The organism is Parasphingorhabdus litoris DSM 22379, assembly GCF_020906275.1.
Lineage (GTDB): Bacteria > Pseudomonadota > Alphaproteobacteria > Sphingomonadales > Sphingomonadaceae > Parasphingorhabdus > Parasphingorhabdus litoris.
This window is the reverse complement of record NZ_CP086727.1, coordinates 594,851-621,398: the sequence shown is the minus strand read 5'-3', so window position 1 is coordinate 621,398 and position 26,548 is coordinate 594,851. Positions and strand designations below refer to the sequence as shown.

Below are 26,548 nucleotides of genomic sequence, written 5' to 3'. Positions count from 1 at the left end.
TTAGCCTTTTAGATCGGGATCCAGTTCCAATCCCTCATCCAGCTGCACGCCATAGCTGTTCAGCATCATTGAAACCTGGGTATATTGACCAACGGTCATGACTAGATCCATGCGCTGCTTCTCGGTCAGTTCCGAAAGTTCTGCCCAGGTGGCATCAGATACGAAACTATCGCTGGTCAGCTCATCCGTTGCCCGCAACATTGCCGTTTCCAACGATGACCAGCCCGGCGCATCCGGTCCCTGCTTGATCCGTTCAATCTCTTCGTCAGTTATCCCTGCATCCTTGCCGATGCGGACATGCTGCGCCCATTCATAGCCGGATTTCCAGTTGAACCCGGTCCGCAGGATGATGATTTCCCGCTCGCGTTCCGGCAAGCTATTGTGGCGCGACAGCATATAGCCGCCCCACCACATAAACGCTTTGAAGGCCTTTGGCGCGCGGGCCAATGTACGGAAAATATTGAACACCGGGCCTTGCTGGAAGCGCTCGCCCAGCATCGCCTTTTGCTCATCGTCCATATCCGCGTCGGATAGCGGCGCGATGCGAGGCTTGTTCAGCCGCATTATTCCGGCGCTTCAACTTCGCCGCGCGCGATCCGTTTGTCCTGCGTATTGGTTTCGAAATCGCTGGCATCATGGCGTTCGTGCAGCTGTGTCTCTGGCTCGCCATAGGGACGGTTGACCATCATGCCGCGCTTGACGGCGGGTCGCTCACCGATTTGTGCGGTCCAGCGCTGAACATTTTTATAATCCTGTACGGAGAGGAATTCGCCGGCCTCGTAAAGTACGCCGCGCGCCAATCCGCCATACCAGGGGAAGATGGCCATGTCCGCGATGCTATATTCGTCGCCTGCAAAATATTCATTATCCGCAAGATGGCGATCCAGCACATCCATCTGCCGCTTCACTTCCATCGCATAGCGATTGATCGGATATTCATATTTTTCCGGTGCATATGCATAGAAATGCCCGAACCCACCGCCAAGGAAAGGCGCACTGCCCATTTGCCAGAACAGCCAGTTCATCGCTTCCGTGCGCTTGGCAGGATCGGTGGGCAGAAACTTCTCAAATTTCTCGGCGAGATAAACTAGCATCGAACCGGATTCAAACAGCCGGGTCGGCGGCGTTGTGCTGTGATCGAGAAGCGCCGGAATCTTGCTGTTTGGATTGATATCGACAAAGCCGCTGCCAAATTGAGCGCCTTCGCCAATGTTGACCAGCCATGCGTCATATTCAGCGGCGCTGATCCCAGCTTCCAACAGCTCTTCGAACATGATTGTGACCTTGACCCCATTGGGCGTGCCGAGCGAATAGAGCTGAAAGGGATGTTTGCCGACCGGCAATTCCTTGTCATGGGTAGGGCCTGCAATCGGGCGGTTGATATTGGCAAAACGCCCGCCGCTTTCCGTATCCCAGGTCCAGACTTTGGGCGGTGTATATTCGGCTGGTTGGTCAGTCATTGCTTCAGTCTCCAGTTGTCAGTCTATTCTTTCCGCGTGAAACGCGATGTTCTCCCGCGGGTGCCATCTATATAGCTAAGTCTTTCTTCTGACACGGAATAGAGGAGATAGCAGGCCTGTTTTTCTTTGCCGTACAAAATGAAAGCTTTTCCCTCAAAATCGGGAATTTTCGTTTTGCAGCTATCGACGAAAACAATCGGAACGGCATATTGCGGATCGCCCGTGTAGCTTTCCTGAAAATTACTACCCTCTATTTCAAGGGTCCGATTGGGATCTTCGTCGGATGCCCAGCGCCCCTGCATCTCGGCAAGGGGACCGGTTTGCGCCGCCGCCGGATCAATGGTGACGGTAGTTTCCTTTGCTGCACTGTCCTTTTCCTCACCTCCGGCCGAACAAGCGCCTAACAAAAGGCTGATTGATGCAAGGCCGGAGAATAAGGAGATTTTCATATCAGGATCCTGTGCAGATGCGTTTAGCCCAATGTGATGTTTTTGATAGAACCTGGTTCTGCTGGTGGCTCGCCTTTTGGCAGCGCGTCAACGGCTTCCATACCGCTGGTGACTTCGCCCCAGACCGTATATTGACCGTCGAGGAAGCCCGCATCATCAAGACAGATGAAGAATTGGCTGTTCGCACTGTTCGGGTCCATTGTGCGCGCCATGGAGCATACGCCGCGGCTATGCGGAGCATCGCTAAACTCAGCTGGGATATCTGGCTTGTCGGAACCTGACATGCCGGTCCCGGTTGGATCGCCGCCCTGTGCCATGAAACCGTCAATCACGCGGTGAAAAACGACGCCGTCATAGAAGCCTTCCGACGCCAGCTCGGTAATACGTTCAACATGGCCGGGAGCCAGGTCGGGGCGCAGTTTGATTTCAACATCGCCAGTATTGAGGTGAAGGGTCATTTTTTCGTGCGCCATGGGCTGTTCCTTATATTTTTGTTTCGGTGATAAAATGTCTGGCCCTGCATATAGAGAGGCAATTTACAAAAATCACCCGCTGCTTTCGATAAATGTCACAAAAGATTGCAATTATAGCGGCACAGCTATTACAAACCCGCCTTATGTGACGCCACGGACCAGAAAAGGGAGCATCGACATGACCGAGATGACGGACGCTCCCGAGGCGGAAGAAATTGGCCCGCCAAAGCTGGACGACGACAATCGTCTGACCAATGAATTTGTCCGCTCGGTTTCCGAGGCGGTCGACCGGGGTGATGACAATCTCGCCCAGGAACTGGTCAATCCTCTGCATAATGCTGATATTGCCGACCTGTTCGAACTGGTCGACGAGGATGAACGCGCGCCATTAGCGGGGGCGCTCGGTGATCTCGTCAGCGCCGACGTGCTGTCCGAAATGAACGAGCACGTCCGCGAAGACCTGATCGAAGTTCTGGAGCCCGGGCAAATTGCCGATCTGACCGAACAGCTGGAAACCGATGATGCCGTCGCCATCATTGAGGATCTGGAAGAAGGCGAACAACAAGCCGTTCTCGCAGAACTGGACGCGGAAGACCGGGCCGCGATTGAAAGCGCGCTCACCTATCCTGAAGAATCTGCTGGCCGGATCATGCAGCGTGACCTGGTCGCTGTGCCGGAACATATGAATGTCGGACAGCTGATCGACTATCTGCGCGAGCATCGCGATCTGACAACCGAATTTTGGGAAGTCTTTGTTGTGGACCCATCCCATAAGCCTGTTGGCACCTGCCAGTTAAGCTGGATATTGCGCGTACCCCGCGACATCGCTGTTGCTGATATCATGAAGCGCGAACAGACGCTGATCCCGGTGGACATGGACCAGGAAGAAGTCGCGCTGCGGTTCCAGAAATATAATCTGATTTCAGCTGCAGTAGTCAATGAAGACGGGCGGCTGATCGGGATGGTTACCGTTGATGATATTCTTCATATTGTCGAAGATGAGGCGAGCGAGGACGTCTTGCTGCTTTCTGGTGCCGGCGAAGGTGACATTAACGAACCGATCCGTGACAGTTACAAATCACGGGTACGGTGGCTGATCGCCAATCTTGCCACCGCCATGGTCGCAAGCTTTGTTATCTCGATATTTGGCGCTGCCATAGAACAGATGGTGGCACTGGCGGTTTTGATGCCTATCGTGGCTTCTATTGGCGGCAATGCCGGCACGCAAACCATGGCGGTTTCTGTGCGCGCGCTTGCGATGAACGAACTGACCCGATCCAACACGCGCAGGATCATTGTGCGTGAATTTCGCATCGCGATACTCAACGGCGGAACCATTGCCATATTAATTGGTATCGGCACCGCCCTGATTTTCGCCAATCCCATGCTCGGCGGGGTCATCGCAGCAGCCATGCTGATCAATATTGTCATTGCTGGCTTTGCCGGTATTTTTGTGCCGGTCATGCTGGAACGGATGAAACAGGATCCGGCGCTGGCATCATCGGTCTTTGTAACCATGATCACCGATACGATGGGCTTTTTGGCGTTTCTTAGCCTGGCCGTGTTCAGTGGGCTGGTCACGCTATAAGATATGATTGAAACTGAACGGCTTTTACTCCGTCCCCATGTGGCCAGTGATTTTGAGCCCTTCAAAGCCATGTCGCAAGACCCCGAGGTCATGCAGTTTATTGGGCGAGAACCATCATCAGATGACGACGCCTGGCTAAGATTTCTGGCTCATTTCGGGCGCTGGGAATTGTTAGGATATGGGCTATTTGCAGTCATCGAAAAAGCAACGGATCGCTATATCGGGGATGCCGGTTTCGGTGATTTCCGCCGCGGCATCGGCGCGGATTTTGACGCTTTTCATGAAGCTGCCTGGATATTGTCCACAGCGGGTCAAAATAAAGGATATGCCTTTGAAGCCATGTCCGCGGCCCAAAGCTGGCTGCAAGACACATTCGCGCCAGACAAAACCGTTTGCATCATCAGTCCAGACAATGCACCGTCCATAAAATTGGCGGGTAAGTTGGGATATCAGCAGACCGGGATCCGCCAATATAAGGATAGCGACGTCATCATGTTTGAGCGCCACAGTCGGTAACGATCACTACTTGACGACCGACCGCAATGTTCATCGGCTTTCCGTCGACCAAGCTTTATAGGTCGTCACGAAGTTGCGCATATCAGTATATATCCGATCCCGGCCGCATGGTGCGATCATTTCACAAATCAAAGCGTCAAAGCCCGGGCGACATTCTTGCCGGACATAGCAGAGCATGTTTAGCAGCAACATCTCGTCCGGCATGGTGTGCGGACAACAGGCACGCGCGATTTTCACGCTTTCCGGCCAAGCCTCACCAATCGCCTCAACCATGATCAGGAAACGGTTTGCGGCAAACTCATCACCCAAACGATCCTGAAGATAGGGACGAGAGTCACGGTAGCATTTCTGGCTCATCACCACGACGCGTAGGGACATGATGATTCTGGCTTCCGAGGCAGCAAGAGACATCAGATCGGGCAAAGGCGTCATCAGCTTTTTCAAACTGCCAGACCCCAGATTTCCTGTTCCCCAGGTTCCCGGCTCCGGTTTTCCCGACCATAGTCCCATATTCGCTTCTCCTCTTTCAGATTCGAACATATTAATATGCTATTGATAATCATTTGCAATCAAAAAAATGAGACTGATGCGATGGATTGAGTGATCTCAGCTATGGGGGCCGAGTATCGATTCCATCTCGCTTGACTAATCCGGCCGGTCACCACACATAAGCCTCATGCCGCTTAACATGACAAAAATCGCTTTTCGGAGTGAAAGTCCCGCAACTTTGCGGGCCTGGCTGGAATCCCATATCGGCAATGAAGCAACAAATGGTGAAGCGCGTCTGACCACCCGCTATTTGCCGAAACGACACGCCGAAATGGTTGGTGGATCACTTTATTGGATTCACACGAAGAAAATTGTTGGCCGCAGTCCAATTATCGGTTTTCAGGATAATGGCGAAGGCCGCCAGTGGATCAGGCTGGAACCAAAGCTCGTCGCTGTGCAGACCATACCCCGCCGTGCGCATCAGGGCTGGCGCTATCTGGAAGAGAAAGACGCACCGCCTGATCTTGGCGAGGGCGCAGAAGGGGCTGAAGAAATGCCGGCAGAGATGCTCGGCGAACTATCGAGATTAGGTTTGGTGTAGAATTATTTCCGCCATCCCATAATGGCGCAAATAATTTTGTGTTTAAAATCAGTAGCCTAGCGATTTTCCGCCTGCGACTGGGTGTCAGAAATATTGGCAATATTCTCATCTACTTAGTCGCCAAATTGTATAAAAACGCCTATATTGCAAAGGCTTGCATGTCGATTTTTTCCAATCTGGCGGGAATGATTTAGCTGTATCTCCCTTATCAGAAGCAGCGATCCTCCCCCGAAGAAACTGGACGCCGCCTCAGGTCGCATTTTCTTGATTTAAGGAGATGTAAAAGTGAAACTATCCCATAATGTACCCTGCCCCAACGGCACCGAACGCGCCCGCAAAGCGAAAGAATTGCGGGAACTGGCAGCGGAAATATCCCGAACCCGGCCGCATGCCGCGTCCCGCAACAATGCCGAGGAACTCGACTATGCCGGTTCCAAATTCCCCACCAACTTTACCAAAGGACTGCATCATGATGAATTTGGTATACTCTCTTTTGGCGACGATTATCGCACATTTGTCGAAGCAATAAACAGCGACGACAACAATCTGTTTGAAAATATCGTCAAAGATGCCACCGACCGCGCGGCAGAGACTACCGAGCCGACGTTCCAATGCACAGTGAACAGCCAAATACCACAATGGCGCGGCTGGGAGAGCCCGCGTGCTGGTCATGTCTATGAACTGCAAGGACCAGATGCAGACAGCGTCGGGATGGCCCCCGCCCCACGCGTTGGTTCATCTGAAAAAGCAGCTGAAATGGCTGAGGTTTACGGCCTTGCCATCTTACGCGACGTGCCGTTCACCAGCATCTGCGAAGGTGACAGCGCCAAGCAGCTTTGCGATGGCGACAGCGATGCACAGCTCACATCCGCTGAGGTTGTCGATGCCCTGAACAGCATGCCCTATTTTAGCGGCACCGGCGTCAGATCATCTACGCCCGCCTATGTAGATGCTGACGGGCTCAATAATTTCGAACGCAATCGCCGCTTCGCGCGGACACAGGATGACAGCAATCCCGTTGCCGCCGCCCTCACCACCGAAACCGTATTTCGAGGTTCAACCAAGGGATCCCTGGTCGGGCCTTATGTGTCGCAGTTCATGCTGATCGGCAATACCGGCCTGGCTGGCCCTGGCGGAGGCGCCGCAAGCTTCCCAGGTAAGGATGCAGGCTATGACCTGCAGGACGGTTTTATTCGCTATGGCAGCTTGTCAATCGATCAGCGTACGACGGTTCACAAAAGCTGCCTCGATCATATGACCGACTGGCCGACCTGGCGTGATGTACAAAATGGCGCAGATTTCAGAGGTGCTAATTTGTTCGAAGAGAAACGCCGGTTCATTACAACGCCGCGCGACCTGGCAACCTACGTGCATTTTGATGCGCTTTATGAAGCCTATCTCAATGCCGTGCTGATCATTGATGCAATGGGCGTTCCTGCCTCGAAGGGTTTCCCCGAACCCGGTTTCCGCGACAGCAGCACTGCATCGGCAAGGCGGACGGCATTCGCTACTTTTGGCGGACCACATATTTTGTCGCTGGTCACCGAAGTGGCCACTCGCTGCCTGAAGGCGGTGCGTCGTGAAAAATTCAACTATCACCGCCGGGCCCGTCCCGAGCTGATGGGCGGACGTATGGCGCTGGTTGAATGCGGCGATGCCGACAAGCTGGGTGATGCACAGGCGGCATTTGAGCATATGCACAGTGAATTGCCGGGCGCGCTGAAAGCAGCGTTAATTGCTCATAACGAAGCACAGAATGAGACAGCGATGAATGATATGCGCCTGACCGATTGTGCTGGCGGTTCAACACCGTTTAGCAATTTCGATGACTGCAATCTGCTGCTACCCATGGCTTTCCCTGAAGGTTCACCGATGCACCCAGCCTATGGTGCTGGCCATGCAACAGTGGCAGGTGGCTGTGTCACGATGGTCAAAGCCTTTTTCGAGATGTTTGAAGGTAGTGATAGCGGCGTTGAACGCCCGTTGGTCGAACCAGATGGCACGCCAATTGTCTATGTTCCAAATGCCAGTGGCAACCGCTTGGTACAGGACAGCAAATATACAGGCGCACTGACCATTCAGGGTGAACTCGACAAGCTGGCGGCGAATATCTCGATCGGCCGGAATATGGCAGGCGTGCATTATTATTCCGACTATTATGACAGCCTGCGCATGGGCGAACGTGTCGCGGTCGGAATTCTGCTTGAGCAGGCACCAACCTACGGTGATCCGATGGAAACGACCTTCACCAGCTTTGATGGAGATTTCATCTCAATCAATGGTCAGGCGGATTCGGCGGCAACGCTGACGATCATCGATCGCACCGGCAAACAGATTTCCAATCAGGAATGGTGGCTGCGCCATGTCCCTGGGGAACAAATGATTTTGTGAATGTCGTCACGTTCACAAAATAACAGGGGAACAGGCCGGAGCGATCCGGCCTGTTTTCTTTTGCGCTCACCATTGTCTTTATCGATCCTAAGCGATGGCATGAAAAGTCTCACCGAATTGGATCCGGTGAGACTTATGATAGCAGTGAATCTTAATCCACTTTACGTCTGGCCGGATATTCGGCTGCAGGGGCTTGATCGTGAACCCAGTCTGCAACCTTGCGTCCATGACGGGTAATCAAGGCCATGTTAAAAAAGTGCATAGCGCCCAAGACAAGCGTTGCAACGCCAACATACCAGCCGAGGAATCGCATCACTTCAACGGCCGTATCAGCAGACCCTGCCGCACTAAGCGCTAAAGCGATGAACCCGAAATTCACCAAATAGAAGCCGACAACTAGCAGGTGATTGATTGAAGTTGCCAGCTCATCGTCATGCCCGAAACAGCGGATCAAATAGACCTTTCCATTGGTAGATAGCGTGAATGCAACCCAAATGGTCATGCTGATCGCAATGAGGAGATACAAGCTATAAGCGATAACGGTCATGGTTACGTCCTTTACAATATCTTTGTTTCAGTAATTTCTGTTATTAGAGAAAATAATGAATATGGTTCTGCGCGGGCGGCATAGCGTCCTCCTGAAATTTAAGTTTCGTTCTTGTCGGAACCGGGAATGAAGCGGGCTACTTTGCTGCCGAGCTTCATTAGCGCAATCAACGTGCTTTTCTTCAGCCCGCGTACCTGTTCGTACCAATTGGTAAGAGTACCGATAAATTGATGCATACGACCAATACGTTGATGGATATGAACGGGTAGATTCTGACTATCCGCCAAACGTTTTTCCAGCTCGGAAAGCTTCGAAATAATCGGATCAATCTCTCTCCGCTTACGCTCCGCGGCAATTGCCATGAACATGACCCACAGGTCCGTTTCCGCAACAAAATGATCACGGCGATCACCTGGAACATGGGTGCGTTTAACAACACCATATCCTTGAAGGTCTTTCAAAGCATTGGATACATTTGATCTTGCAAGCTTAAGCGCTTCGCAAATACTCTCGGCATCCAGCGGGTCTTTACTAAGATAAAGAAGCGCATGAACCTGGGCAACCGAACGATTCGCCCCCCAATGCGTTCCCATTTCGCCCCAATGAAGAATAAACTCCATTGCCTCTGGATATTTTTCAACGCCCATAGCGAATCAACCTTTCGTAATTTCAGTAATTACAGAAATTACTGTTCTAGTCAATTGCTTTCGGATTAGCTGACTGTGGCCGGATAAAATTTGATAGATTGTTAAAGCATCAACCGAGTTCGCGCTGCACTAGATAGACAGCCTCAGGTTAACTGTTTTTCTCAGCCATTTTGATCCCCGTATTCTCCAAGAATCAAGTCAGCACATCATTTACCGTTCCTGCTCATCCATCCAATTCTTGAGCAAATTATAGGCAATTGCAAAAGGCGGTGGCGCTATAAAGGGCGCATCAGCATCGCCGTTCATGGCGGCCTTCACTTCATCCAACGAAAACCACGCGGCTTCCTCAATTTCTTCTTCGTCCAGCGTCAAAGTTGGATCATCGGTCACGCTGGTACAGGCCATCATTAGAGAAGATGGAAAGGGCCAGGGCTGGCTGGCAATATAGCGCACATTGCGGACTCTGATGCCCGCTTCTTCCCAGAGCTCACGAGCAACGCCGCCTTCGATGCTTTCGCCCGGTTCGATAAAACCAGCCAGTGCCGAAAAGCGTTTGGGCGGAAAGCGTGGTTGTCGGCCGAGCAGGATTTTTCCCTCACATTCCGCCAGCATGATCGCGACTGGATCCGTACGCGGAAAATGTTCCGCGCCGCAGCCGTCCTTTTCCTTGTCACATTGGCGCGCCCAGCCACCTTTGCGGGACTCTGTTGGCTTGCCGCAATTGGCGCAAAACCGGTGCCGCGCATGCCAGTCGACCAGACTGCGCGCGGTGGCATAAATGGCGGCCTGCTCGGGCGGGAGCATGCCCAGCGATTGCCAAAGCCTTGGATCGGCATGGGGCATAGCGCTCCCCACGCCATTAAGCTCCGCGAAACAAGGCGTATCTCCGTCTATGCCCAGCAGTAACAGATCATTGTCCGGCGATGCTTCATACAGCGGTCCCCAGGCGAGATCACCCATGGCATCAAAAACCGGGCTTAATCCGTCCAGTTTGAGCAGCCGCGCGTTGGGCCGCATCATCGCTTCTTTCAGCCGCTCTGGATTGACCCGAACCTGATCGGCGCGATCCATAGTTCCGCCTGCAAAAGTCGGAATGATGGCGCTCAGATCGCTGGTCATAATCGGCAGGACGGGATCACTCACGGACTGGTTTTACCTTCACCTGCCGACATTTGCTTCATCAAGTCGGCATAGACATATTTCGGGAAATTCGATTGGAACGGATAGGTGTTGGACGGCATATATTGCGTATAGCCCCCTGCCCGGAAGCCATTGCCAGTATCGACAAAAGCCGCCGTGCCAGCAGCGCCGCCCCAACCGAAGGTTCCAGCCGGACTTTCCGTCGTCCCAAGGCCCGCACGGCCGCCAGCGCCAAAGCCTTGCTTGGCAACCCATGTCCCCTTCAAATCAGCGTTCTCTGGAAGCAGGTTCGACATGCCGAGCTTGGCCGTTTCCGGCTGCATGATTGCGGTTCCTCGATAGGTTCCGAACCCAAGTAACATGGAGAGAAACTTGTCATAATCCGCTGCAGATCCAACCAGACCAGCACCCCCAAAGGCAAAAGCAGGCTTATCCAGATAAATGCTGTTTGCGGCCGGATCGATCGGGATCAGGGTTCCGCCAAAGGGCGCATAATTGTCCGTGAAATCTGCAACCCGGTCAGCAGGCAGCTGGAAGAATGTGTCCTTCATACCTAGTGGATCGAACATGCGTTTTTGCAAAAACTCTTCTAACGGCATGCCCGAAGCGACTTGAACCACATAGCCCAACAGGTCGAGACTGACGGAGTAGCTCCATTTTGTGCCTGGCTCATAGACCAGCGGCAAAGAGGCGAGATTTTTCGAGAAGGTTTCAATATCCGGCGTTGGCGGTCCGGGCTCTGTACCGGGAAGAGGCGTACGGCTAACGACGCCGGGCGTGATACCTTCAGCTATGTATGCTTTCTGGATCGGACCTTTACTAATGATAGAATAGCCCAGACCAGCGGTATGAGTCAGCAAATGACGAATGGTGATTTGCGTCCGCGCCGCTACCGTCTCGTCGAGCGATCCTTCGGGATTTTGCAAAACCCGCATATCAGAAAATTCGGGCAGAATTTCGGCCAGCGGCTGGTCCAATTTTAACTGGCCGTCCTCGATCAGCATCATGATGGCTATGCCGGTTACCGGCTTGGTCTGTGAATAGAGACGCCATAGCGTATTCCTATCAACCGGCTTTTCACCACCCAGTTTGTGGGTGCCAGCGGCAATGATCATGGGATCGGCCTGCCCCATGCCGATAGCAGCCAACATGCCTGCCACTTTTTTCTCGGCGACATAATCATTGATAATCTTGGTCAGGCCCGGAAAGGGCGATACCGGCCGAGCGAGAGACTTTGCAAAAGCTGCGGTCGGCGCACCAGCCAGAAAAGCGCTAGCCCCGATGGCGCCAAGAACCGAGCGTCGGCTAAACGAAGATATTCTATTTTGATCGGTCGTCATTTGTGATCCTTCAGTTTGTGTTTCACTGCCCAGCGCACCGCTTTGGCGTATAGTGTCGGTAAACCTGCATCCTCAATCCCGGCAATGGGCCACCAGAGCGCATCATCCAGTCCCGTTTCTTTATTATCACCCTTGTTAATAACGATTTTATCGCTTTGATAAACCGCCAAATCGACCTCAAGCGAAAAATGCGTGAAGCTATGCTGAACAATATTCTCGTGAATCTGCCAATCGCCGTCCATTGGTGATTGGCCATGACCGTCTGTTCCGGCCGCCCAACCGTCGTCCGGCAGAGCACGCATAGAGCCAAGCATCCCTTTGGCCGGACGGGTCACAAGCAGCAGTTTTTCATTCTGTTCGATCCAGAAAAAGCGGCCTTTACGCAGTGGCTTAGCCTTTTTTGGTGGTTTGACTGGATAGCGCTCCTGATCACCTTTTGCCAAAGCTCGGCAATAGGTTTGCACTGGACAAAGTTCACATTTTGGCGCCTTGGCCGTACAGATGCTTGCACCAATATCCATACAGGCCTGTGCAAAATCACCAGCATGATCATTTGGCGTCAGCGCGTCCATACCGATGCGAATATCCGTTTTGCCCTTCGGTAAGGGTGCATCAATGGCAAAGAGCCGAGCGACCAGCCGTTCGATATTGGCATCAACAACTACCGCACGCTGACCAAAACCTATCGCCGCTATAGCCGCAGCCGTGTAGGCCCCAATGCCCGGCAGTTTCAGCAGCTCAGCCTCTTGCGACGGAAACACGCCACCCAGATTCTCGGTGACATGACGCGCGCATTTGTGCAGGTTTCGCGCCCGCGCATAATAGCCAAGACCAGCCCAGGCCGCCAGCACCTCGGCTTCATCTGCCGCAGCTAAATCAGCAACACTGGGCCAACGCTCCGTAAATTTCTGAAAATAGGCAATCACCGCTGCAACGGTGGTCTGTTGCAGCATCACTTCGGACAACCAGACATGATAAGGAATGGGCAGTTGGCCACTTGCGGACAGTTTAGGCGGTACCCGCCACGGTAAATTTCTGGCGTTATCCACATAATGTGCACTGATTTTGGCGGTGATGTGCTGCGCTTCACCGGTTATTCTGTCGACGCCCATGGGGTGCCTATGCCATGGTGCATCGCTATGGCGAAGGAAAATAGTCCGGACAGTGAGAATCCAAAGCGCAAAAGCGCTGGACGATCTGCGGCGGGCCGTACATTTCAGAAATATCAGCGGCCCCGAGGCGGCGAAGCGCGCAGCATTTCCGATCTGATGCCAGAAATTGGCCGGGCCGCCTTTCGTCGCTATGGCTTTATCCAAAGCTCTGTTGTCAGCCGCTGGCCCGAAATTGTCGGAGAACGCTATGCGGGCGTCTCGCTGCCCGAATCAATCCGCTTTCCGCGCGGCGAAAAAGAAGGCGGAACACTGCATTTGCTGGTTTCCGGCGCCCATTCGACCTTGATGCAACATATTACACCCGAGATTATTGAACGGGTGAACCGCTTTTTCGGCTATGGCGCGATCAGTCAGGTGCGATTCAGACAAGGGCCGGTAAATCCTGCAAAAGACCCTGAAAAGCCAAGAGAAAAACGGGTCGCACCGCCACCGTCACTAAAGCCTGCACCGATAGAATTAGGTGACAGTTTACGCGATATCGGTGACCCGGAATTGAACCGGGTATTGGAATCACTGGCAACAGCTATTGCCAATTCGGAAGGTGCTCCGCAAATAGAGGAACCAAAGCCGATTACCATCTTGGGAAAAATTGGCGGTGGCGACAGGCGAAAGCCAGAAAAGAAAAAGGACGACACATGAAGTTTGGAAGCGCGTATCTTGCTTCAGCAGCATTGGCGGCAGCGACTATCGTTGCCTTTCCGACCAATGCCCAATCACAAACAGCGCAAACCGACTGGGCACAGCGTGTCACCATGTCCGACATGGGTGGCCATATTGTCGGCAACCCCTTGGCCAAGCATCAACTGGCCGAATATATGAGCTATACCTGCAATCATTGCGCGAATTTTGAAGCGGAATCGCACAATTCGCTAAAGTCTGACTTCGTTCAAAAAGGCCATGTTAGTTTTGAAGTACGCAATCTGGTTCTCAACCCGATTGATTTGACCGCAGCCATGCTGGCACGGTGCGGCGGCCGCACCAAGTTTTTTGGCAACCACCGAGCTTTTCTGGCCTCTCAAGCAAGCTGGATGCAGACTTTCCAGTCCTCTTCATCGGAAGTCATGCAATCATTGAATGAAGGCACCATCCCCGAACGTATGAAAAAAATTGCCAAGGCAGCGGATTTTTATGGCCTGATGAAAAAGCGAGGCTATTCGAAAGGACAAGTGAATGCTTGCCTGACCGATCAAGCGACACAGGATAAAATCCTGAACATGACAAAATATGCCACTGGGACTTTGAAACTTACCGGCACGCCCAGTTTCACGCTCAACGACCAACCTATTGAAAAAGTCCACAGTTGGACAAGATTGCGTCCCACTTTATTGGCACTTCCAGAATGAAAATCGAATCTCTCAGGAATAACAGGAAAACATCTATGTCTAAATCACTCTATCTCGCACCGGTCGCTCTGGCACTCGCGCTTACTGGTTGCGGCGGTGCAGCAGAAACTGAGGGCGGTGCTACATCGGGTGAAGCCCTTGAAACGGTAGCAGCGCCAGAAGGCCAGCAATGGTCCACCACGGTCTCGCAAACCGAAGCTGGCGGTTATGTGATGGGCAATCCAGATGCACCGATTAAACTTGTCGAATTTATGTCGATAACCTGCGGTGTTTGTGCCACTTTCGGCGAGGATGCATTTACCAGTATACGCGATAATTACGTCGAATCCGGCCGCGTAAGCTTTGAGATCCGAAATTTCGTCCGCGATCCACTGGACCTCACCGCGGCCATATTGTCTCGCTGTGGCGGTGAGGGACCATTTTTCGCGCTCACCAAACAGGCCTTAAGTAACCAGGGGCCCATGTTTGAAAAAGCACAAGCTATGGGTGAGGCCACCTATAATGGCATTTTGCAATCAGAGCCGAATGAACGGTTCGTCAAATTGGCGGAACAACTTGACCTGATTAGCTATTTTCAACAGCTCGGTATTTCGGAAGATCAGGCCAAAGCCTGCTTGAGCGAGGAAGCCACGGCCGAAAAACTTATGGCTGATACACAAGCTGCGGTGAAAGATTTTGATGTCCAGGGCACTCCGACATTCCTGATCAACGGTCAGAAAATCGACGGTACCAGCTGGAATATGGTCGAAACCAAATTGAAAGAGGCTGGCGCGCGGTAAGCGCCCTGCCCATGAATCAAGAATATCGCTTTGGGGGAGCGAGCCATGCAACGGATGGGTAAAGTTCAGGCGGGGCAACCTGCGTGCAAATAAAGAAGCTCAAACTTTCGGGCTTTAAGAGCTTTGTCGATCCCACCGAGCTGCGCATTGAAAAAGGGCTGACCGGCGTGGTCGGCCCCAATGGCTGTGGCAAATCCAATCTTCTCGAAGCCATCCGTTGGGTGATGGGTGAAAACTCGCCCAAATCCATGCGCGGAGGGGGCATGGAAGATGTGATCTTTGCCGGTACGGATCAGCGGCCACAACGGCAATTCGCCGAGGTTGCGTTACATGCTGAACGCGAAACGGATGACGTATCCTCGCTGCATGTCGGCGACAATGACAGCGAGCTGGAGATTGTCCGGCGCATTGAACGCGGAGCGGGCAGCGCTTATCGCGCCAACGGCACAGATGTTCGCGCCAAGGACGTCGCACTGATTTTTGCCGATGCAGCTACCGGTGCGCACAGCCCCGCTCTGGTCAGTCAGGGTAAGATCAGCAACGTTATCTCCTCCAAACCGACTGACCGACGTGAGATGCTGGAAGAAGCAGCAGGCATTTCAGGACTGCATGTCCGCCGAAAAGATGCCGAGCAAAAATTGAGGGCAGCGGAGAAGAATCTGGCGCGGCTCGACGATATTCTCGGTGATATGGAACAGCGTGCCTCGGCCTTGCGCCGGCAAGCCAAGCAGGCAGAGCGCTACAAGAAACTCAGCGGCCAAATCACAACGGTAGAAGCGCGTCTGATCTTTGCACGCTGGAAAGAAGCCGCTGCGGCTGCCGATGCCGCTAAAGCAGAGGCAGAAACCGCAGAAGCCAAGGTCAATGCGGCCCAAAATGCCCAACAATCAGCAGTGAAAGCGCAGAATGAAAGCGCAAAAACATTGGGTCTCTTGCGTGCAGATCTCACAAGAGCGCGGGAGGAAGCAAGCGAGTCTAGCCATCGTCTGCTGTCCCTGACCAACGAGCGCGACAATCTGAAATCACGCTTGCTTGACCTGCAAGCCCAAGCGCAACGGATCAAGGACGACAATGCACGCGAAGATCAATTGACCCGCGATGCTATGGAGGCTTTGTCCCGACTGGAAGCGGATGACAAAAGACTCACAAGCGAACTCTCGCAATTGGAATCGGAGCGTCCAGAGCTTGAGAAGCAAGCGGAAAAAGCTGAACGCGCGGCGAGTGATAGTGAAGTTGAACTGGCCAAAGCGGTTGCCGAAGAAGCACGCATTCAAGCGGAGATTAAGGTAGCTGATGCTGCACTGGAGGCAGCGCACGCTCGCCACGAGCGACTGTCCGTAGAGCTGGAGCGGCTGGCTGAAGAACGCGCCGAAATGGGCGATGAAAAGGAACTCAAGACCGCTCTTGCCGACGCCGTTGCCGCACGAGAAGCGGCGCAGAAACAGGCCGACAATAGCGGAGCGCAAATTGCCGCGTTGGAAGCCCAACGATTGGCTGCCAGCGAAGCGCGCGATGAGGCCGAATCCCACCTCGCAACCGTAAAGGCTGAACTGGCTGGCCTCTCGTCCGAGCATGGCGCTTTGGAACGCGAGCTGTCCAAAGGCGAGAGCGATCATAAGGCGATTGATCAAGTCAAGGCAGCACCTGGCTATGAACGAGCTTTGGCGGCGGCCTTAGGCGATGATTTGCTCGCTTCAATCGGCGAAGAGGGTGACCGCTTCTGGGGCGGTGGTGACGCTTCCACATCGGGGAAAGCGCAAGACGGAACGGAGACGCTGCTCGACCATGTCGAAGCACCGCGAGAGTTGCACAATCGCCTTTCACAGATTTTTGTTGCCGACAGCGATACGAAACAATCACTCGCCATTGGCCAGAGACTTGTTACGAAATCAGGAGCGCTGCGCCGCTGGGACGGTTTTGTGGCACGCGATGATGGAAGCGCCAGCGCGGAACGCCTGGTCCGCGCCAATCGTCTGACCGAATTAACAGGCCTGCTGGGGCCCGCCGAAACGAAGGTTGCCGAAGCAGAGGCAGCGTTACACGAACAGCAGGAAGCTATCACCACAGCAGAGCAGCAACTAGCTGATGCCCGTGTGGCCCGCCGTGAGGCAGAAGACTTGTTGCGACAAGCGCTGCGTGAAGCGGATCAGGCCGAAGAAGCTTTAGGCTGGCTACAGAAACGGACGGCCAGCTTGTCACAACGGGAAGCGGCACTGAAAGAAGAGGCCACAGCGGCTCAAACAGAGCTGGATGCAGCGCAGAAGGAACGGAATGGGCAGCCTGACGGCGCGGCACAAGAAAGCGCGCGCACCGCCCTGCAGGACCAGCGCGATACAGCACGGCAGCAAGTTATGTCATCCCAAGCCGCTTTGTCAGGTCTCGACCAAAAGCTTGCACAAGTAAACGAACAAAAAGCCGTCGCCAGCGCACAAGTTAAATCCTGGCAGGATCGTTCCAGTGAAGCGGCAACTCGGATGGCTGAGATGAGCAAGCGCGGCACCGCGATTGAGGCGGAAGTTGAAAAGCTCGCCGACCGTCCGCGCGTGATCGAAGTGGAGGTTGCCAAGCTTCAGGAACAGCAGGATGCCCTGAATGCTGTGGTAGCTGAAAAAGATTCAGCACAACAACAGGCCGAACTGGCGCAGCGCGACCATGAAGATCGGTTGAATGCAACAAGCGAAGCGCTCAGTCAGGCGCGTGAGGAACGCGCCGGAGCCAAGGCGCGCGCTGAAAACCAGGAGCTGCGCCGCGTTGAAATGGGCCGCATTTCCGGCGAGAAATTTGAGTGCCCGCCGCAAATGTTATCCGCAAAATGTGAATTTGACGAGAAGACCGTGGGCGACGCTGCCCTGGAGTCAGCGGAACTAGAGAGGCTAACGCTCAGCCGGGAACGGATCGGACCGGTAAACTTGGTCGCCGCTGATGAGCTGGAAGAACTCGAAACCGAATGGGAAAAGTCGACCAAGGAAAGCGAAGAACTGAACGAGGCGATTAACCAGCTGCGTGGTTCCATTGGCAGCCTCAATCGTGAGGGCCGGCAACGGCTATTGACGGCCTTTGAAGAAGTCGACCAGCATTTCCAGCGGTTATTCACGACATTGTTCAATGGCGGCAAGGCGCATCTCGAGCTGGTTGACAGCGATGACCCGCTGGAAGCCGGTCTGGAGATCATGGCGCAACCGCCAGGCAAGAAGCTAACGTCTTTGACCTTGCTATCAGGTGGCGAGCAAGCGCTAACCGCCGTTGCGCTAATCTTTGGCCTGTTCCTTACCAATCCCGCGCCAATTTGCGTGCTCGACGAGGTTGATGCACCGCTGGACGATGCGAATATCGAGCGCTTTTGCGATCTGCTCGATAAAATGGTTGCAGAAACCAACACACGCTATCTGATCGTGACTCACAATGCAGTGACGATGAGCCGGATGCACCGATTATTCGGCGTGACGATGATCGAGCGCGGGATTTCGCAGCTCGTCTCGGTGGATCTGGATGCCGCGGAAGAGCTTTTGGCGGCGGAGTAGCGAACCAGTTTCTATATTATCCAGCCGCCGTCCCAAAATGAAACTCAATTTATAGTTATAGCTGTTGCACCGTGAAGACTGATTCATTAAGGAATCATTAGGATTATTTTATTCTGAATATCGGTTTTGCTCTTGGGCAGCACCAAAGACTAACAGGGAAGCGAAATATGAGAAAAATTCTTTATGCCACAACAGCTATCGCTGCCGCTGCGGCGATGCCGCAAGCTGCACAGGCTGCGAATATCATGGATTCAGTGACATGTTCACAGGTCGGATCCGGAACTTTTTTCTGTGATCAGGCAAATGCGACGGTCGGCGCTGGCGACGAGTTTCTGGTCGGCAACGGCACCAATTTCATTGGTGTTGATTTTGGCACCGGCACGCTGGAACTTACCGCGCTTAGAGGTTTTTCCCTGGGTGGAACGGTTCTGGAATTTACCAATCTGACCAACCAGTTTAACTCGTTCTCCTTCATCGGTAGTTCGGTCAACGATTTTGACGCAGGCGACATTACGCTTGTGAACGGCGTTTTGACACTCGACTTTATCGATACGGACGCATCGGCAGGCGACTCCGTTCAGCTTGCTGTTGGTTCGGTTCCAGAGCCAGCCACATGGGCGTTCATGATCCTTGGCTTTGGCGCTATTGGCGGTGCCATGCGTCGTCAGAAAAACGCAGCACGCAAAGCCAATGTGAAAGTCAGCTACGCGTAAGCTCACAATCAGTTTTGATTTCAGCCCCGCCGAAGAGATTCGGCGGGGGTTTTTTATTGGCGGCGGATGTTCGCTGTGAGAATGTCCAGTACTTCGGCCTTTGAATCGGTATCAATCCTCCAAAACCAGTCTTGGACCCGCCCCTTTTAGCCCCACCCGATCTTCCGGATTATAAAGTTGGCATTTTTTCAGGCTTAAACATCCACAACCGATGCAGCCGTCAAGCCGGTCCCGCGTTCGTTCCAATTCGGCAATCCGTCCGTCTATCACCTTTCGCATTGCCTTGCTGATCCGCGTCCAGTCCGCTTGCGTCGGGGTCCGACCGTGAGGCAGTTTCGATAATTGCGCTTCAATCTCTCCAATTGTTAATCCCAATTGCTGAGCGATCAGGACGAAAGAAAGCCGCCTGATATCAGACCGCAGAAACCGGCGCTGACCGCCGCCGGAGCGGAAGGGTTCGACCAGCCCTTTTTCCTCATAAAAGCGGATCGCGGAGACCGATAGACCGGTCCGCGCCGCTAGTGCCCCAATAGTCAGTGATCTGGTTTCGACCATGAAATTTTCTTCTTGAACAGTTATCAAAATAATCTCTTGACCTCAACTTAACTTGAGGTTGTACGAATCGCAAGTGAGGACGGAAAGCCCTAAGAAAAATACCGTTTTTAAGGAAGTTATAGAATATGAAACTGAACCAAGTGACAGTGGGCTGTCTAGATTATGACGCCTCTGTCCAATTTTATCAGACACTCGGACTCGTGCAGATTGTCGACGCCCCACCCAACTATGCGCGCTTCGAGACGGATAGCGGAGAGACTTTTTCCATTCACGCAATGGAACAAACCTTCAAACCAACCATGATGGTCTATTTCGAGACCGAAACGCTGGATGATGATGTCGCGGCGTTGGAAGCGAAGGGTATAGTCTTCGACACACAACCGAAAGACCAAAGCTGGGGCTGGCGCGAGGCGCGACTGCGTGATCCGGCCGGCAACGCGCTGTGCCTCTTTTACGGCGGCAACAATCGCCGCTTCCCGCCATGGCGAATTTCAAACAGCAACCAAGGAAAAGGATATGAAAAATGACAATAGCAACTCTGGAACATGTGAACATGACCGTGAGCGACCCGCAGCGCTCCGCCGACCTGATGCGCGACCTTTTTGGGTGGCATATCCGGTGGGAGGGGCCATCAATGTTGGGTGGCCACACGATCCATGTCGGGACCGATGATCAATATCTGGCGCTCTACACCAATGACAAAATCAAGCAGGCAGAGCCGCATTTCAACAAGGGTGAGCCGCTAAACCATGTCGCGATGACGGTCGATGATCTCGATGCGGTTGAGGATAAAGTAAAGGCCGCTGGCCTCGAGCCATTTGGCCATGACGACTATGATCCGGGCCGGCGGTTTTACTTTTTCGACTGGAACGGGATCGAATATGAGATTGTCAATTATGGCTGACGAATAGATCATGTCCGCCGCCCGTCTTTTGCTGTAACTTGTGACAACAAGAGCCCGAACCGGGCGGCGGAGACTGATCATGAGCTATAAATTTCTCGACATGCTGACCACTGACAGCGTCCGCGCTGCCCAGGCGGAAAATGGCGCACGTGAACAATGGGAAGATTTTCCTGGCGACCGGCGTTTCGATCATTTCGATGATCGCGCCGCCGCTTTCATTGCCGCTCGCGATAGTTTCTACATGGCCAGCGTTTCAGAAAATGGCTGGCCCTATGTCCAGCATCGCGGCGGTCCGCCCGGCTTTCTGAAAGTGTTGGATGACAAGACGCTTGGCTTTGCCGATTTTCGCGGCAATCGGCAATATATCAGCCTGGGCAATGTCCAGGCTGATGACCGAGTTGCCCTGTTCATGGTCGACTATCCCCGGCGCAAACGATTGAAGTTGCTCGCGCATCTTGCCGTCCATCAGCTGGACGACAACCCGCAGCTGGCGACACGGATCATCGATACCGATTATCCGGGCGAGCCAGAGCGACTGATGACCCTGACGCTGGAATCCTACGACTGGAATTGCCCACAACATATCGTCCCGCGCTTTACGAAAGATATGGTCGATCTAGCTGCCAAGCCGCTGCAGGATGAGATCGCTCGCCTAACGGCCGAGAATGAAGAACTGCGGGAAAAACTGGGAAGCCAAAGCGGCTAACATCTCCGTCATCCCGGACTTGATCCGGGATCTCCCACGACAAGGCGCTTGATTAAGGAGATCCTGAAACAAGTTCAGGATGACGAATTACAGATCAGAAACGATCGGCCGCAATCAAAGCGATGGGTTAACCAGCACCTTCTCACTGGTCGCCTTCTTCTCATAGGCTTTGGCAATGTCCGGATCGATCATGTCCATCAGGCTGATTTCGCTCGAATAATCGCTGTGGAAAATGCCATTGCGCTCGGCGACGGTGAACATCCGCATTTCCATCATGCGCTCCATGCCAACTTCTTCCAGATGCGGGGTGAGCAGCCAGCCGCCGACGCCCCAATAGAGGCCATAGCCCGCGCCCAGGATCGTGTCGCCCGTGTCGAGACGGCCATAGATATAAACCTGCTTGTTGACGGTTGAACCATAGACACTGAATTCGGCGCCGCGTTTCGCCGCGGCCTGTTCCATTGCGGTGAGGATATAGTTGGCCATCTTGCCACCGCCAATGGCATCAAACCCCAATGTCGCGCCGGTCTCAGCGAGCGCATCGACAAGGTTAGGCATGAAGTCATCTTTGGAGCTATCCAGAACATAGGTCAGTCCAATGTCGGTGAGGATTTTCTTTTGCTCATCGCTCCGCACAATCGCAACCAAAGGAATATTTTCCTTCAGGCACAATTTGGCGAGCATCTGGCCGAGGTTGGAAGCGGCGGCTGTATGGACCAACGCTTCATGACCTTCTGCACGCATGGTGTTGACGAAACCCTGCGCCGTCATCGGATTGACGAACAGGCTGGCGCCTTCTTTTGCGGGAGCGCCTTCTGGAAGCGGCACACACATCATCGCTGGCATCACGCGGTGGGTGCGATACATTTCGCCGCCGACAATCGTAACGGTCTTGCCGAGCAAGGCCTGAGCGGCGTCCGATGCACCGGCCGCGACCACTTTACCTGCGCCTTCATTGCCCGCCGCAAGCTTCTTGCCTTTGCGGCCGGCAAAGATACGCATCATTTTGGGATCAATATCCGCGACCAGAGCTGGGTGCCCGTCCACTTCCTCGCTGCGCACGGTATCCATATCCGCAGGGGCGGTTAGCAGTCCCAAGTCAGATGGGTTGATCGGCACCGCCTCCATCTGCACGACCACTTCATGATCCTTGGGCTCCGGCACATCATAGGGCTCGACCGAGAGCACCAGCTTGCCGTCATCGGTTACCGTGGTGAATAGTTGCTTTGCGTTGTCGATGCTCATTTGGAAATTCCTTGTTTATTTAGGGTTGGGTCTAAAAACTTTTGGATGCGTTCAGGGCGCTCATACGCTCGGTAATAGTGAAAAACTCTTCCACGGTTTCGTCGATAATCTGTTTGGCAGTTTTTACCTCGTCAATCAAACCGGATGATTGTCCGGCCAGGCCAACAGCGGCCTCCATATCGCCGCCAAAATAGACGTCCAATATGCCCTTGAACGTATCGGGCGGCATCAGGCCGTCTTCGTAGATTTTTGCGGTGCGCTCGGTTTTCAAAGCGCGAATGCAGGGCGTCGCTTTCTTGTTCAGCACATAAGTGCCAGTTTCCTTGGCATCCAGTATCGCTTGTTTATAGTTATGATGCACCGGGCTTTCCGCGCTGGACACAAAACGCGTGCCCATCTGGACCGCCTCCGCTCCCAGAGCAAAAGCCGCCGCCATGCCTTTGCCGTCCGCGATACCGCCAGCAGCGACCATCGGTATGTCGGATTGGCGGCGAATGGCTTGCAATAGGACCAAAGTCGAGACTTCTTCAGGATTTTTGAAACCACCACCTTCTGCACCTTCGACCACCAGGCCATCAATGCCGGCCTCCACGCATTTCATCGCAGCATCAACCGTTGGAACGGCGTGATAAACAGTAATACCAGCTTCTTTAAGCGGGCCAATAAACTTGGCCGGACTTCCAGCGGACGTCGTCACAAATTTCACGCCCGAACCGCAAATATGGTCGAGAATTGCCGGGTCTTTTAGAAACATAATCGGCAGGTTCACACCAAAAGGCGCATCGGTCAGGTCGCTCATCTTGGCAATTTCCGCCATGCAATTTTCTGTCTCGCCAGATGATGTTTCGATAATGCCAAGACCGCCGGCATTACAGACGGCAGAAGCGAGTTGCGAACGGGCGATCCAGCCCATCGGAGCCTGCACAATCGGGTATTTCGCGCCAGTATGTTCGAGAAAACGGTTCATTATTTTAAACTTTCTTTGGATGGATTTTGGCCGATCAGCCCATCGGATAGAGAATGTCTTTGGTTACTTTATCGACGGCCTTCATAACATCGTCGCTGAGCACCAATTCGCTGGCGGCAAATATGTCGGGCAGCTGGTCTGTATGTGTCGCACCGACGATCGTGGACGCCACAAAATCATGCTGCTTGGACCAGGCGGTGGCGAGAGTAACCGGCGCGATGCCAGCTTCATCGGCAATCGCCATAAACCGCTTGGTCGACGCAATGCTCTTTTCATTTACGAAACGCTGCGCCATTTTGAACTGGCGCTTGCCTTCCATGGCGAGATAGGCGGAAAAACGGGCACCTTCCGGTTTTGCACCATCATTATACTTGCCGGACAGCACTCCGCCTGCGAGCGGCGAATAAGGGATCAGGCTCACCCCTTCTTTCTTGCAGACCTGCGCGAGTTCATCTTCGAACCGGCGGTTGTTCATGCTGAAATTATTCTGGATCGTGCAATAGCGGGTGACGCCGAGGCGTTCGGAAGCCTCCAGCGATTTCATCAAGCCCCAGCTGGTTTCATTGGAACAGCCGATGGCCCGAATTTTTCCCGCGCGGATTTGATCGTCGAGCACTTCCATGGTCTCGTCATAGACAGTGCCATGATCCGGCCAATGGGTTTGGTATAGATCAATGTAATCGGTCCCCAGACGCTTGAGACTATCATCCAGCGCCTTGACGATATTGTGGCGATCCAATGCGGTATTGCCCTGACGCACCGCAGCCTGGAACCAGCCGCCGCTGGGCCCCGCCACTTTGGTCGCCAATATGATCGAATCGCGGTCTTTATCTTTCAGCCAGCGGCCGACAATTTCTTCGGTCCGGCCAGAATATTCAAGCTTGGGCGGTACGGGATAGATTTCGGCGGTATCGAAAAAGTTGATCCCGGCATCCAGCGACTGATCCATGATCTTGTGTGACATGGCTTCATCAGCGCCCGTGCCAAAAGTCATCGTGCCCATGCATATATCGGAAACATGCAAGGCACTCTTGCCAAGACGGCGTCGTTTCATTCAGGCTCTCCGGGATGATTTGAGGTTTTAACTATACGGTTAAAGATGCCAGAATCTACATAGGTTGCAAGAGGCAATGTAACTAAACCGGAAAGAGATTTGTTCTATCCGGCCTGCCCGAGCACCAGACAGGCGAGAAACATCAGGAAACCGGCAAAACGGTTGGACCGGAATTTGGCCAAGGCGTCATCGCCATCGCTGCTGTTCAGCGTGCCGACCTGCCACAATAAATGCAGCGCCAGCGGGATCAGGGCGACCAGACCCAGAACCTGCGGCCGCACGGTCCAGAATGCACCTGCCCAACTGGCCAGTGCCAGCAGATAGAAAACCAGCACCCCGAAACGGACATTGTCACCGAGCCTGAGCGCGCTGGAACGGATGCCGACTAGCGCATCATCCTCGCGGTCTTGCAGGGCATAGACTGTATCAAAACCGATTACCCAGAATATTGACCCGGCGTAGAGGAGCAGCATCGCCGATGAAAAACCGGGTTCTATCGCCAGCCAGCCAACCAGCGCGCCCCATGAGAAAACCATGCCAAGCCAGGCCTGTGGCCACCACGTAATCCGCTTCATAAAGGGATAGCCCGCCACCAGGGCAAGGCTTCCCAGCGCCACGAGCTTGGCCGCCAGATTTAGCTGAAACCATGTTACAAGCCCGATCAGGCACAAAAGACTCAACCATATCCACGCCGCTTTCAATGATACCACGCCGCTGGCTAATGGCCGTGAGCGGGTGCGTTCCACCTGCTTGTCGAGGTCACGATCAACAATATCGTTATAGACACAGCCTGCGCCGCGCATTGCAATCGAGCCCAAGAGCAACCAGAGCAGCAAGTCCCAACGCTGCACCGCACCACCTGTCAGGGCCACGCCCCACGCGCAGGGCCAAAAGAGCAGCCACCAGCCAATCGGGCGGTCGAGACGGGCAAGCAGCGCATAGGGACGTGCGGCAGCAGGCAGTAGGCCCATAAAGCCGCGATATTCTGTATCAGGAACGATTTCCGGTCGGGTTGACATATCTGGGCCTTAGAACATCGGTTAAAATTCGTCATCCTGAACTTGATTCAGGATCTCGCTTAAAAACAAAACGATAGCCAGATGCTGAAATAAATTCAGCATGACGAAGCTCTGGTTATATGTATAGAAAACCATATGCCCGCCACACCCGCCTATCCACCACGCAGCGCCCCGCGTCTCTATGTCGATACCGAGCTTAGCGAAGGTGCGGAAATCAGGCTGGACGGCGGCCACGCGCATTATCTGCTGAAAGTCATGCGAATAAAAGAAGGTCAGCCCGTAAAGCTTTTCGACAATCGAACGGGTGAATATCTGGCGCATGTCACCATGCTTGGTAAACGCGATCTCATATTGCTGATCGATGGCAAAACGCGGGAACGCGAAATTGTGCCGGACCTATGGTTGCTTGCTGCTCCGATCAAAAAGGATCGTTACAACTGGGTTGCCGAGAAAGCCACGGAATTGGGTGTCGCCAAAATGGTCCCGGTGCAGACCGAGCGAACCCAGAATGTGCAGGTTAAACCGGACAAGATATGGGTACATATGATTGAAGCCGCTGAGCAATGCGAACGAACCGCCCTTCCCGCGCTGGACGGATTGATCAAGTTGGACGAGATGCTCCAAAACTGGCCAACGGATCGGCATCTGTTTTTCGCTGATGAACGTGTGCATGAAAGCGGAGAGGGCAGCTTTCGCAAGGCTTTGGTTGCCCATGCCGGTCCAGCTGCCCTCTTGATCGGCCCAGAAGGCGGCTTTTCAGATAGGGAAAATGAAGCCATCCGCGCCCTGCCCCAATCGGTACCAGTTTCACTGGGTCCGCGAATATTGCGAGCTGATACAGCGGCCGTGGCGGCAATCAGCCTGTGGATGGCAGGCCGCGGTGACTGGGATTGATTTCCATCACCTGGGTGTAAAATTTCGTTAACTGC

The 26,548-nt window shown here is 53.6% G+C and carries 28 protein-coding genes; 13 read left to right on the top strand and 15 right to left on the bottom strand.

Annotated elements, in window-relative coordinates; translation table 11 throughout:
• The 4 genes from BS29_RS03095 to BS29_RS03080 are packed head-to-tail and all read right to left on the bottom strand — an operon-like array spanning position 1 to position 2,382.
• A complete protein-coding gene (locus BS29_RS03095; RefSeq protein ID WP_229955761.1) occupies positions 1-564 on the bottom strand; it encodes a carboxymuconolactone decarboxylase family protein in 564 nt (187 codons plus the stop codon).
• Positions 564-1,460, bottom strand: coding sequence for a glutathione-dependent disulfide-bond oxidoreductase (yghU, locus tag BS29_RS03090; protein WP_229955760.1), 897 nt, complete (start codon positions 1,458-1,460; stop codon positions 564-566). The genes BS29_RS03095 and yghU overlap by 1 nt, the downstream gene beginning before the upstream one ends.
• Positions 1,461-1,483: 23 nt before the next feature.
• Positions 1,484-1,909 (bottom strand): hypothetical protein, encoded by a 426-nt coding sequence (locus tag BS29_RS03085; protein ID WP_229955759.1) that lies wholly within the window; start codon positions 1,907-1,909, stop codon positions 1,484-1,486.
• Between the two features lie 23 nt (positions 1,910-1,932).
• The gene (locus BS29_RS03080) at positions 1,933-2,382 is read right to left on the bottom strand and encodes a peptidylprolyl isomerase (RefSeq protein ID WP_229955758.1); all 450 of its coding nucleotides are present in this window, start codon (positions 2,380-2,382) and stop codon (positions 1,933-1,935) included.
• A gap of 178 nt (positions 2,383-2,560) precedes the next feature.
• Here BS29_RS03080 and mgtE point away from each other — a divergent pair, with 178 nt between their 5' ends.
• Both mgtE and BS29_RS03070 read left to right on the top strand, forming a co-directional pair.
• Positions 2,561-3,970 (top strand): magnesium transporter, encoded by a 1,410-nt coding sequence (gene mgtE, locus BS29_RS03075; RefSeq protein ID WP_229955757.1) that lies wholly within the window; start codon positions 2,561-2,563, stop codon positions 3,968-3,970.
• Between the two features lie 3 nt (positions 3,971-3,973).
• Positions 3,974-4,486, top strand: a complete 513-nt coding sequence (locus BS29_RS03070; protein WP_229955756.1) for a GNAT family N-acetyltransferase — start codon at positions 3,974-3,976, stop codon at positions 4,484-4,486.
• A gap of 30 nt (positions 4,487-4,516) precedes the next feature.
• On the opposite strand, the gene BS29_RS03065 is transcribed toward BS29_RS03070, so the two are convergent.
• A complete protein-coding gene (locus BS29_RS03065) occupies positions 4,517-5,026 on the bottom strand; it encodes a hypothetical protein (protein ID WP_229955755.1) in 510 nt (169 codons plus the stop codon).
• Positions 5,027-5,162: 136 nt separating this feature from the next.
• On the opposite strand from BS29_RS03065, the gene BS29_RS03060 reads away from it, so the two are divergent.
• Both BS29_RS03060 and BS29_RS03055 read left to right on the top strand, forming a co-directional pair.
• Positions 5,163-5,576, top strand: coding sequence for a DUF1489 family protein (locus tag BS29_RS03060; RefSeq protein WP_229955754.1), 414 nt, complete (start codon positions 5,163-5,165; stop codon positions 5,574-5,576).
• Positions 5,577-5,861: 285 nt separating this feature from the next.
• Positions 5,862-7,967, top strand: coding sequence for a phosphatase PAP2 family protein (locus BS29_RS03055; protein WP_229955753.1), 2,106 nt, complete (start codon positions 5,862-5,864; stop codon positions 7,965-7,967).
• A 151-nt stretch (positions 7,968-8,118) separates the two neighbouring features.
• On the opposite strand, the gene BS29_RS03050 is transcribed toward BS29_RS03055, so the two are convergent.
• The 5 genes from BS29_RS03050 to BS29_RS03030 all read right to left on the bottom strand — a co-directional run bounded on the left by BS29_RS03050 (position 8,119) and on the right by BS29_RS03030 (position 12,753).
• Positions 8,119-8,469, bottom strand: coding sequence for a hypothetical protein (locus BS29_RS03050; RefSeq protein WP_229955752.1), 351 nt, complete (start codon positions 8,467-8,469; stop codon positions 8,119-8,121).
• Positions 8,470-8,612: 143 nt separating this feature from the next.
• Entirely contained in the window at positions 8,613-9,161 is a 549-nt protein-coding gene (locus BS29_RS03045) for a GbsR/MarR family transcriptional regulator (protein WP_229955751.1), read from the bottom strand.
• A gap of 210 nt (positions 9,162-9,371) precedes the next feature.
• Positions 9,372-10,280 carry an NAD(+) diphosphatase gene (nudC, locus tag BS29_RS03040; protein ID WP_229956928.1) on the bottom strand — a complete coding sequence of 303 codons (909 nt, stop codon included), beginning with the start codon at positions 10,278-10,280 and terminating at the stop codon, positions 9,372-9,374.
• Positions 10,281-10,300: 20 nt separating this feature from the next.
• Positions 10,301-11,641 carry a serine hydrolase domain-containing protein gene (locus BS29_RS03035; RefSeq protein ID WP_229955750.1) on the bottom strand — a complete coding sequence of 447 codons (1,341 nt, stop codon included), beginning with the start codon at positions 11,639-11,641 and terminating at the stop codon, positions 10,301-10,303.
• The gene (locus BS29_RS03030; RefSeq protein ID WP_407673739.1) at positions 11,638-12,753 is read right to left on the bottom strand and encodes an A/G-specific adenine glycosylase; all 1,116 of its coding nucleotides are present in this window, start codon (positions 12,751-12,753) and stop codon (positions 11,638-11,640) included. Before BS29_RS03030 ends, BS29_RS03035 begins: the two co-directional genes overlap by 4 nt.
• A gap of 27 nt (positions 12,754-12,780) precedes the next feature.
• Here BS29_RS03030 and BS29_RS03025 point away from each other — a divergent pair, with 27 nt between their 5' ends.
• The 5 genes from BS29_RS03025 (at position 12,781) to BS29_RS03005 (ending at position 19,169) form a co-directional block, all read left to right on the top strand.
• Positions 12,781-13,452, top strand: a complete 672-nt coding sequence (locus BS29_RS03025) for a DUF721 domain-containing protein (protein WP_229956927.1) — start codon at positions 12,781-12,783, stop codon at positions 13,450-13,452.
• Positions 13,449-14,156: a DsbA family protein gene (locus BS29_RS03020; RefSeq protein ID WP_229955748.1), complete on the top strand. Its 708-nt coding sequence runs from the start codon at positions 13,449-13,451 to the stop codon at positions 14,154-14,156. The genes BS29_RS03025 and BS29_RS03020 overlap by 4 nt, the downstream gene beginning before the upstream one ends.
• A 35-nt stretch (positions 14,157-14,191) precedes the next feature.
• Positions 14,192-14,935 (top strand): DsbA family protein, encoded by a 744-nt coding sequence (locus BS29_RS03015; RefSeq protein WP_229955747.1) that lies wholly within the window; start codon positions 14,192-14,194, stop codon positions 14,933-14,935.
• Positions 14,936-15,018: 83 nt separating this feature from the next.
• Positions 15,019-18,456 carry a chromosome segregation protein SMC gene (smc, locus tag BS29_RS03010; RefSeq protein ID WP_229955746.1) on the top strand — a complete coding sequence of 1,146 codons (3,438 nt, stop codon included), beginning with the start codon at positions 15,019-15,021 and terminating at the stop codon, positions 18,454-18,456.
• Positions 18,457-18,623: 167 nt separating this feature from the next.
• Positions 18,624-19,169 (top strand): PEPxxWA-CTERM sorting domain-containing protein, encoded by a 546-nt coding sequence (locus BS29_RS03005; protein WP_229955745.1) that lies wholly within the window; start codon positions 18,624-18,626, stop codon positions 19,167-19,169.
• 111 nt (positions 19,170-19,280) lie between these two features.
• Here the strand turns inward: BS29_RS03005 and soxR are convergent, their stop codons facing one another.
• Complete coding sequence (gene soxR, locus BS29_RS03000) at positions 19,281-19,724, bottom strand: redox-sensitive transcriptional activator SoxR (protein WP_229955744.1); 444 nt, start codon at positions 19,722-19,724, stop codon at positions 19,281-19,283.
• A 125-nt stretch (positions 19,725-19,849) separates the two neighbouring features.
• On the opposite strand from soxR, the gene BS29_RS02995 reads away from it, so the two are divergent.
• The 3 genes from BS29_RS02995 (at position 19,850) to BS29_RS02985 (ending at position 21,334) form a co-directional block, all read left to right on the top strand.
• Entirely contained in the window at positions 19,850-20,251 is a 402-nt protein-coding gene (locus tag BS29_RS02995; RefSeq protein ID WP_229955743.1) for a VOC family protein, read from the top strand.
• Positions 20,248-20,628: a VOC family protein gene (locus BS29_RS02990; RefSeq protein WP_229955742.1), complete on the top strand. Its 381-nt coding sequence runs from the start codon at positions 20,248-20,250 to the stop codon at positions 20,626-20,628. Before BS29_RS02995 ends, BS29_RS02990 begins: the two co-directional genes overlap by 4 nt.
• Before the next feature lie 79 nt (positions 20,629-20,707).
• Positions 20,708-21,334 carry a pyridoxamine 5'-phosphate oxidase family protein gene (locus BS29_RS02985; RefSeq protein ID WP_229955741.1) on the top strand — a complete coding sequence of 209 codons (627 nt, stop codon included), beginning with the start codon at positions 20,708-20,710 and terminating at the stop codon, positions 21,332-21,334.
• A 114-nt stretch (positions 21,335-21,448) separates the two neighbouring features.
• On the opposite strand, the gene BS29_RS02980 is transcribed toward BS29_RS02985, so the two are convergent.
• The 4 genes from BS29_RS02980 to ubiA all read right to left on the bottom strand — a co-directional run bounded on the left by BS29_RS02980 (position 21,449) and on the right by ubiA (position 25,619).
• Positions 21,449-22,579 carry an MDR/zinc-dependent alcohol dehydrogenase-like family protein gene (locus tag BS29_RS02980; protein WP_229955740.1) on the bottom strand — a complete coding sequence of 377 codons (1,131 nt, stop codon included), beginning with the start codon at positions 22,577-22,579 and terminating at the stop codon, positions 21,449-21,451.
• A gap of 31 nt (positions 22,580-22,610) precedes the next feature.
• Complete coding sequence (locus BS29_RS02975) at positions 22,611-23,546, bottom strand: NAD(P)H-dependent flavin oxidoreductase (protein WP_229955739.1); 936 nt, start codon at positions 23,544-23,546, stop codon at positions 22,611-22,613.
• Between the two features lie 34 nt (positions 23,547-23,580).
• Positions 23,581-24,600 (bottom strand): aldo/keto reductase, encoded by a 1,020-nt coding sequence (locus BS29_RS02970; protein ID WP_229955738.1) that lies wholly within the window; start codon positions 24,598-24,600, stop codon positions 23,581-23,583.
• A gap of 104 nt (positions 24,601-24,704) precedes the next feature.
• Entirely contained in the window at positions 24,705-25,619 is a 915-nt protein-coding gene (gene ubiA / locus BS29_RS02965) for a 4-hydroxybenzoate octaprenyltransferase (RefSeq protein ID WP_229955737.1), read from the bottom strand.
• A gap of 135 nt (positions 25,620-25,754) precedes the next feature.
• On the opposite strand from ubiA, the gene BS29_RS02960 reads away from it, so the two are divergent.
• Positions 25,755-26,513 carry a 16S rRNA (uracil(1498)-N(3))-methyltransferase gene (locus BS29_RS02960; protein WP_229955736.1) on the top strand — a complete coding sequence of 253 codons (759 nt, stop codon included), beginning with the start codon at positions 25,755-25,757 and terminating at the stop codon, positions 26,511-26,513.
• Positions 26,514-26,548: the final 35 nt, after the last annotated feature.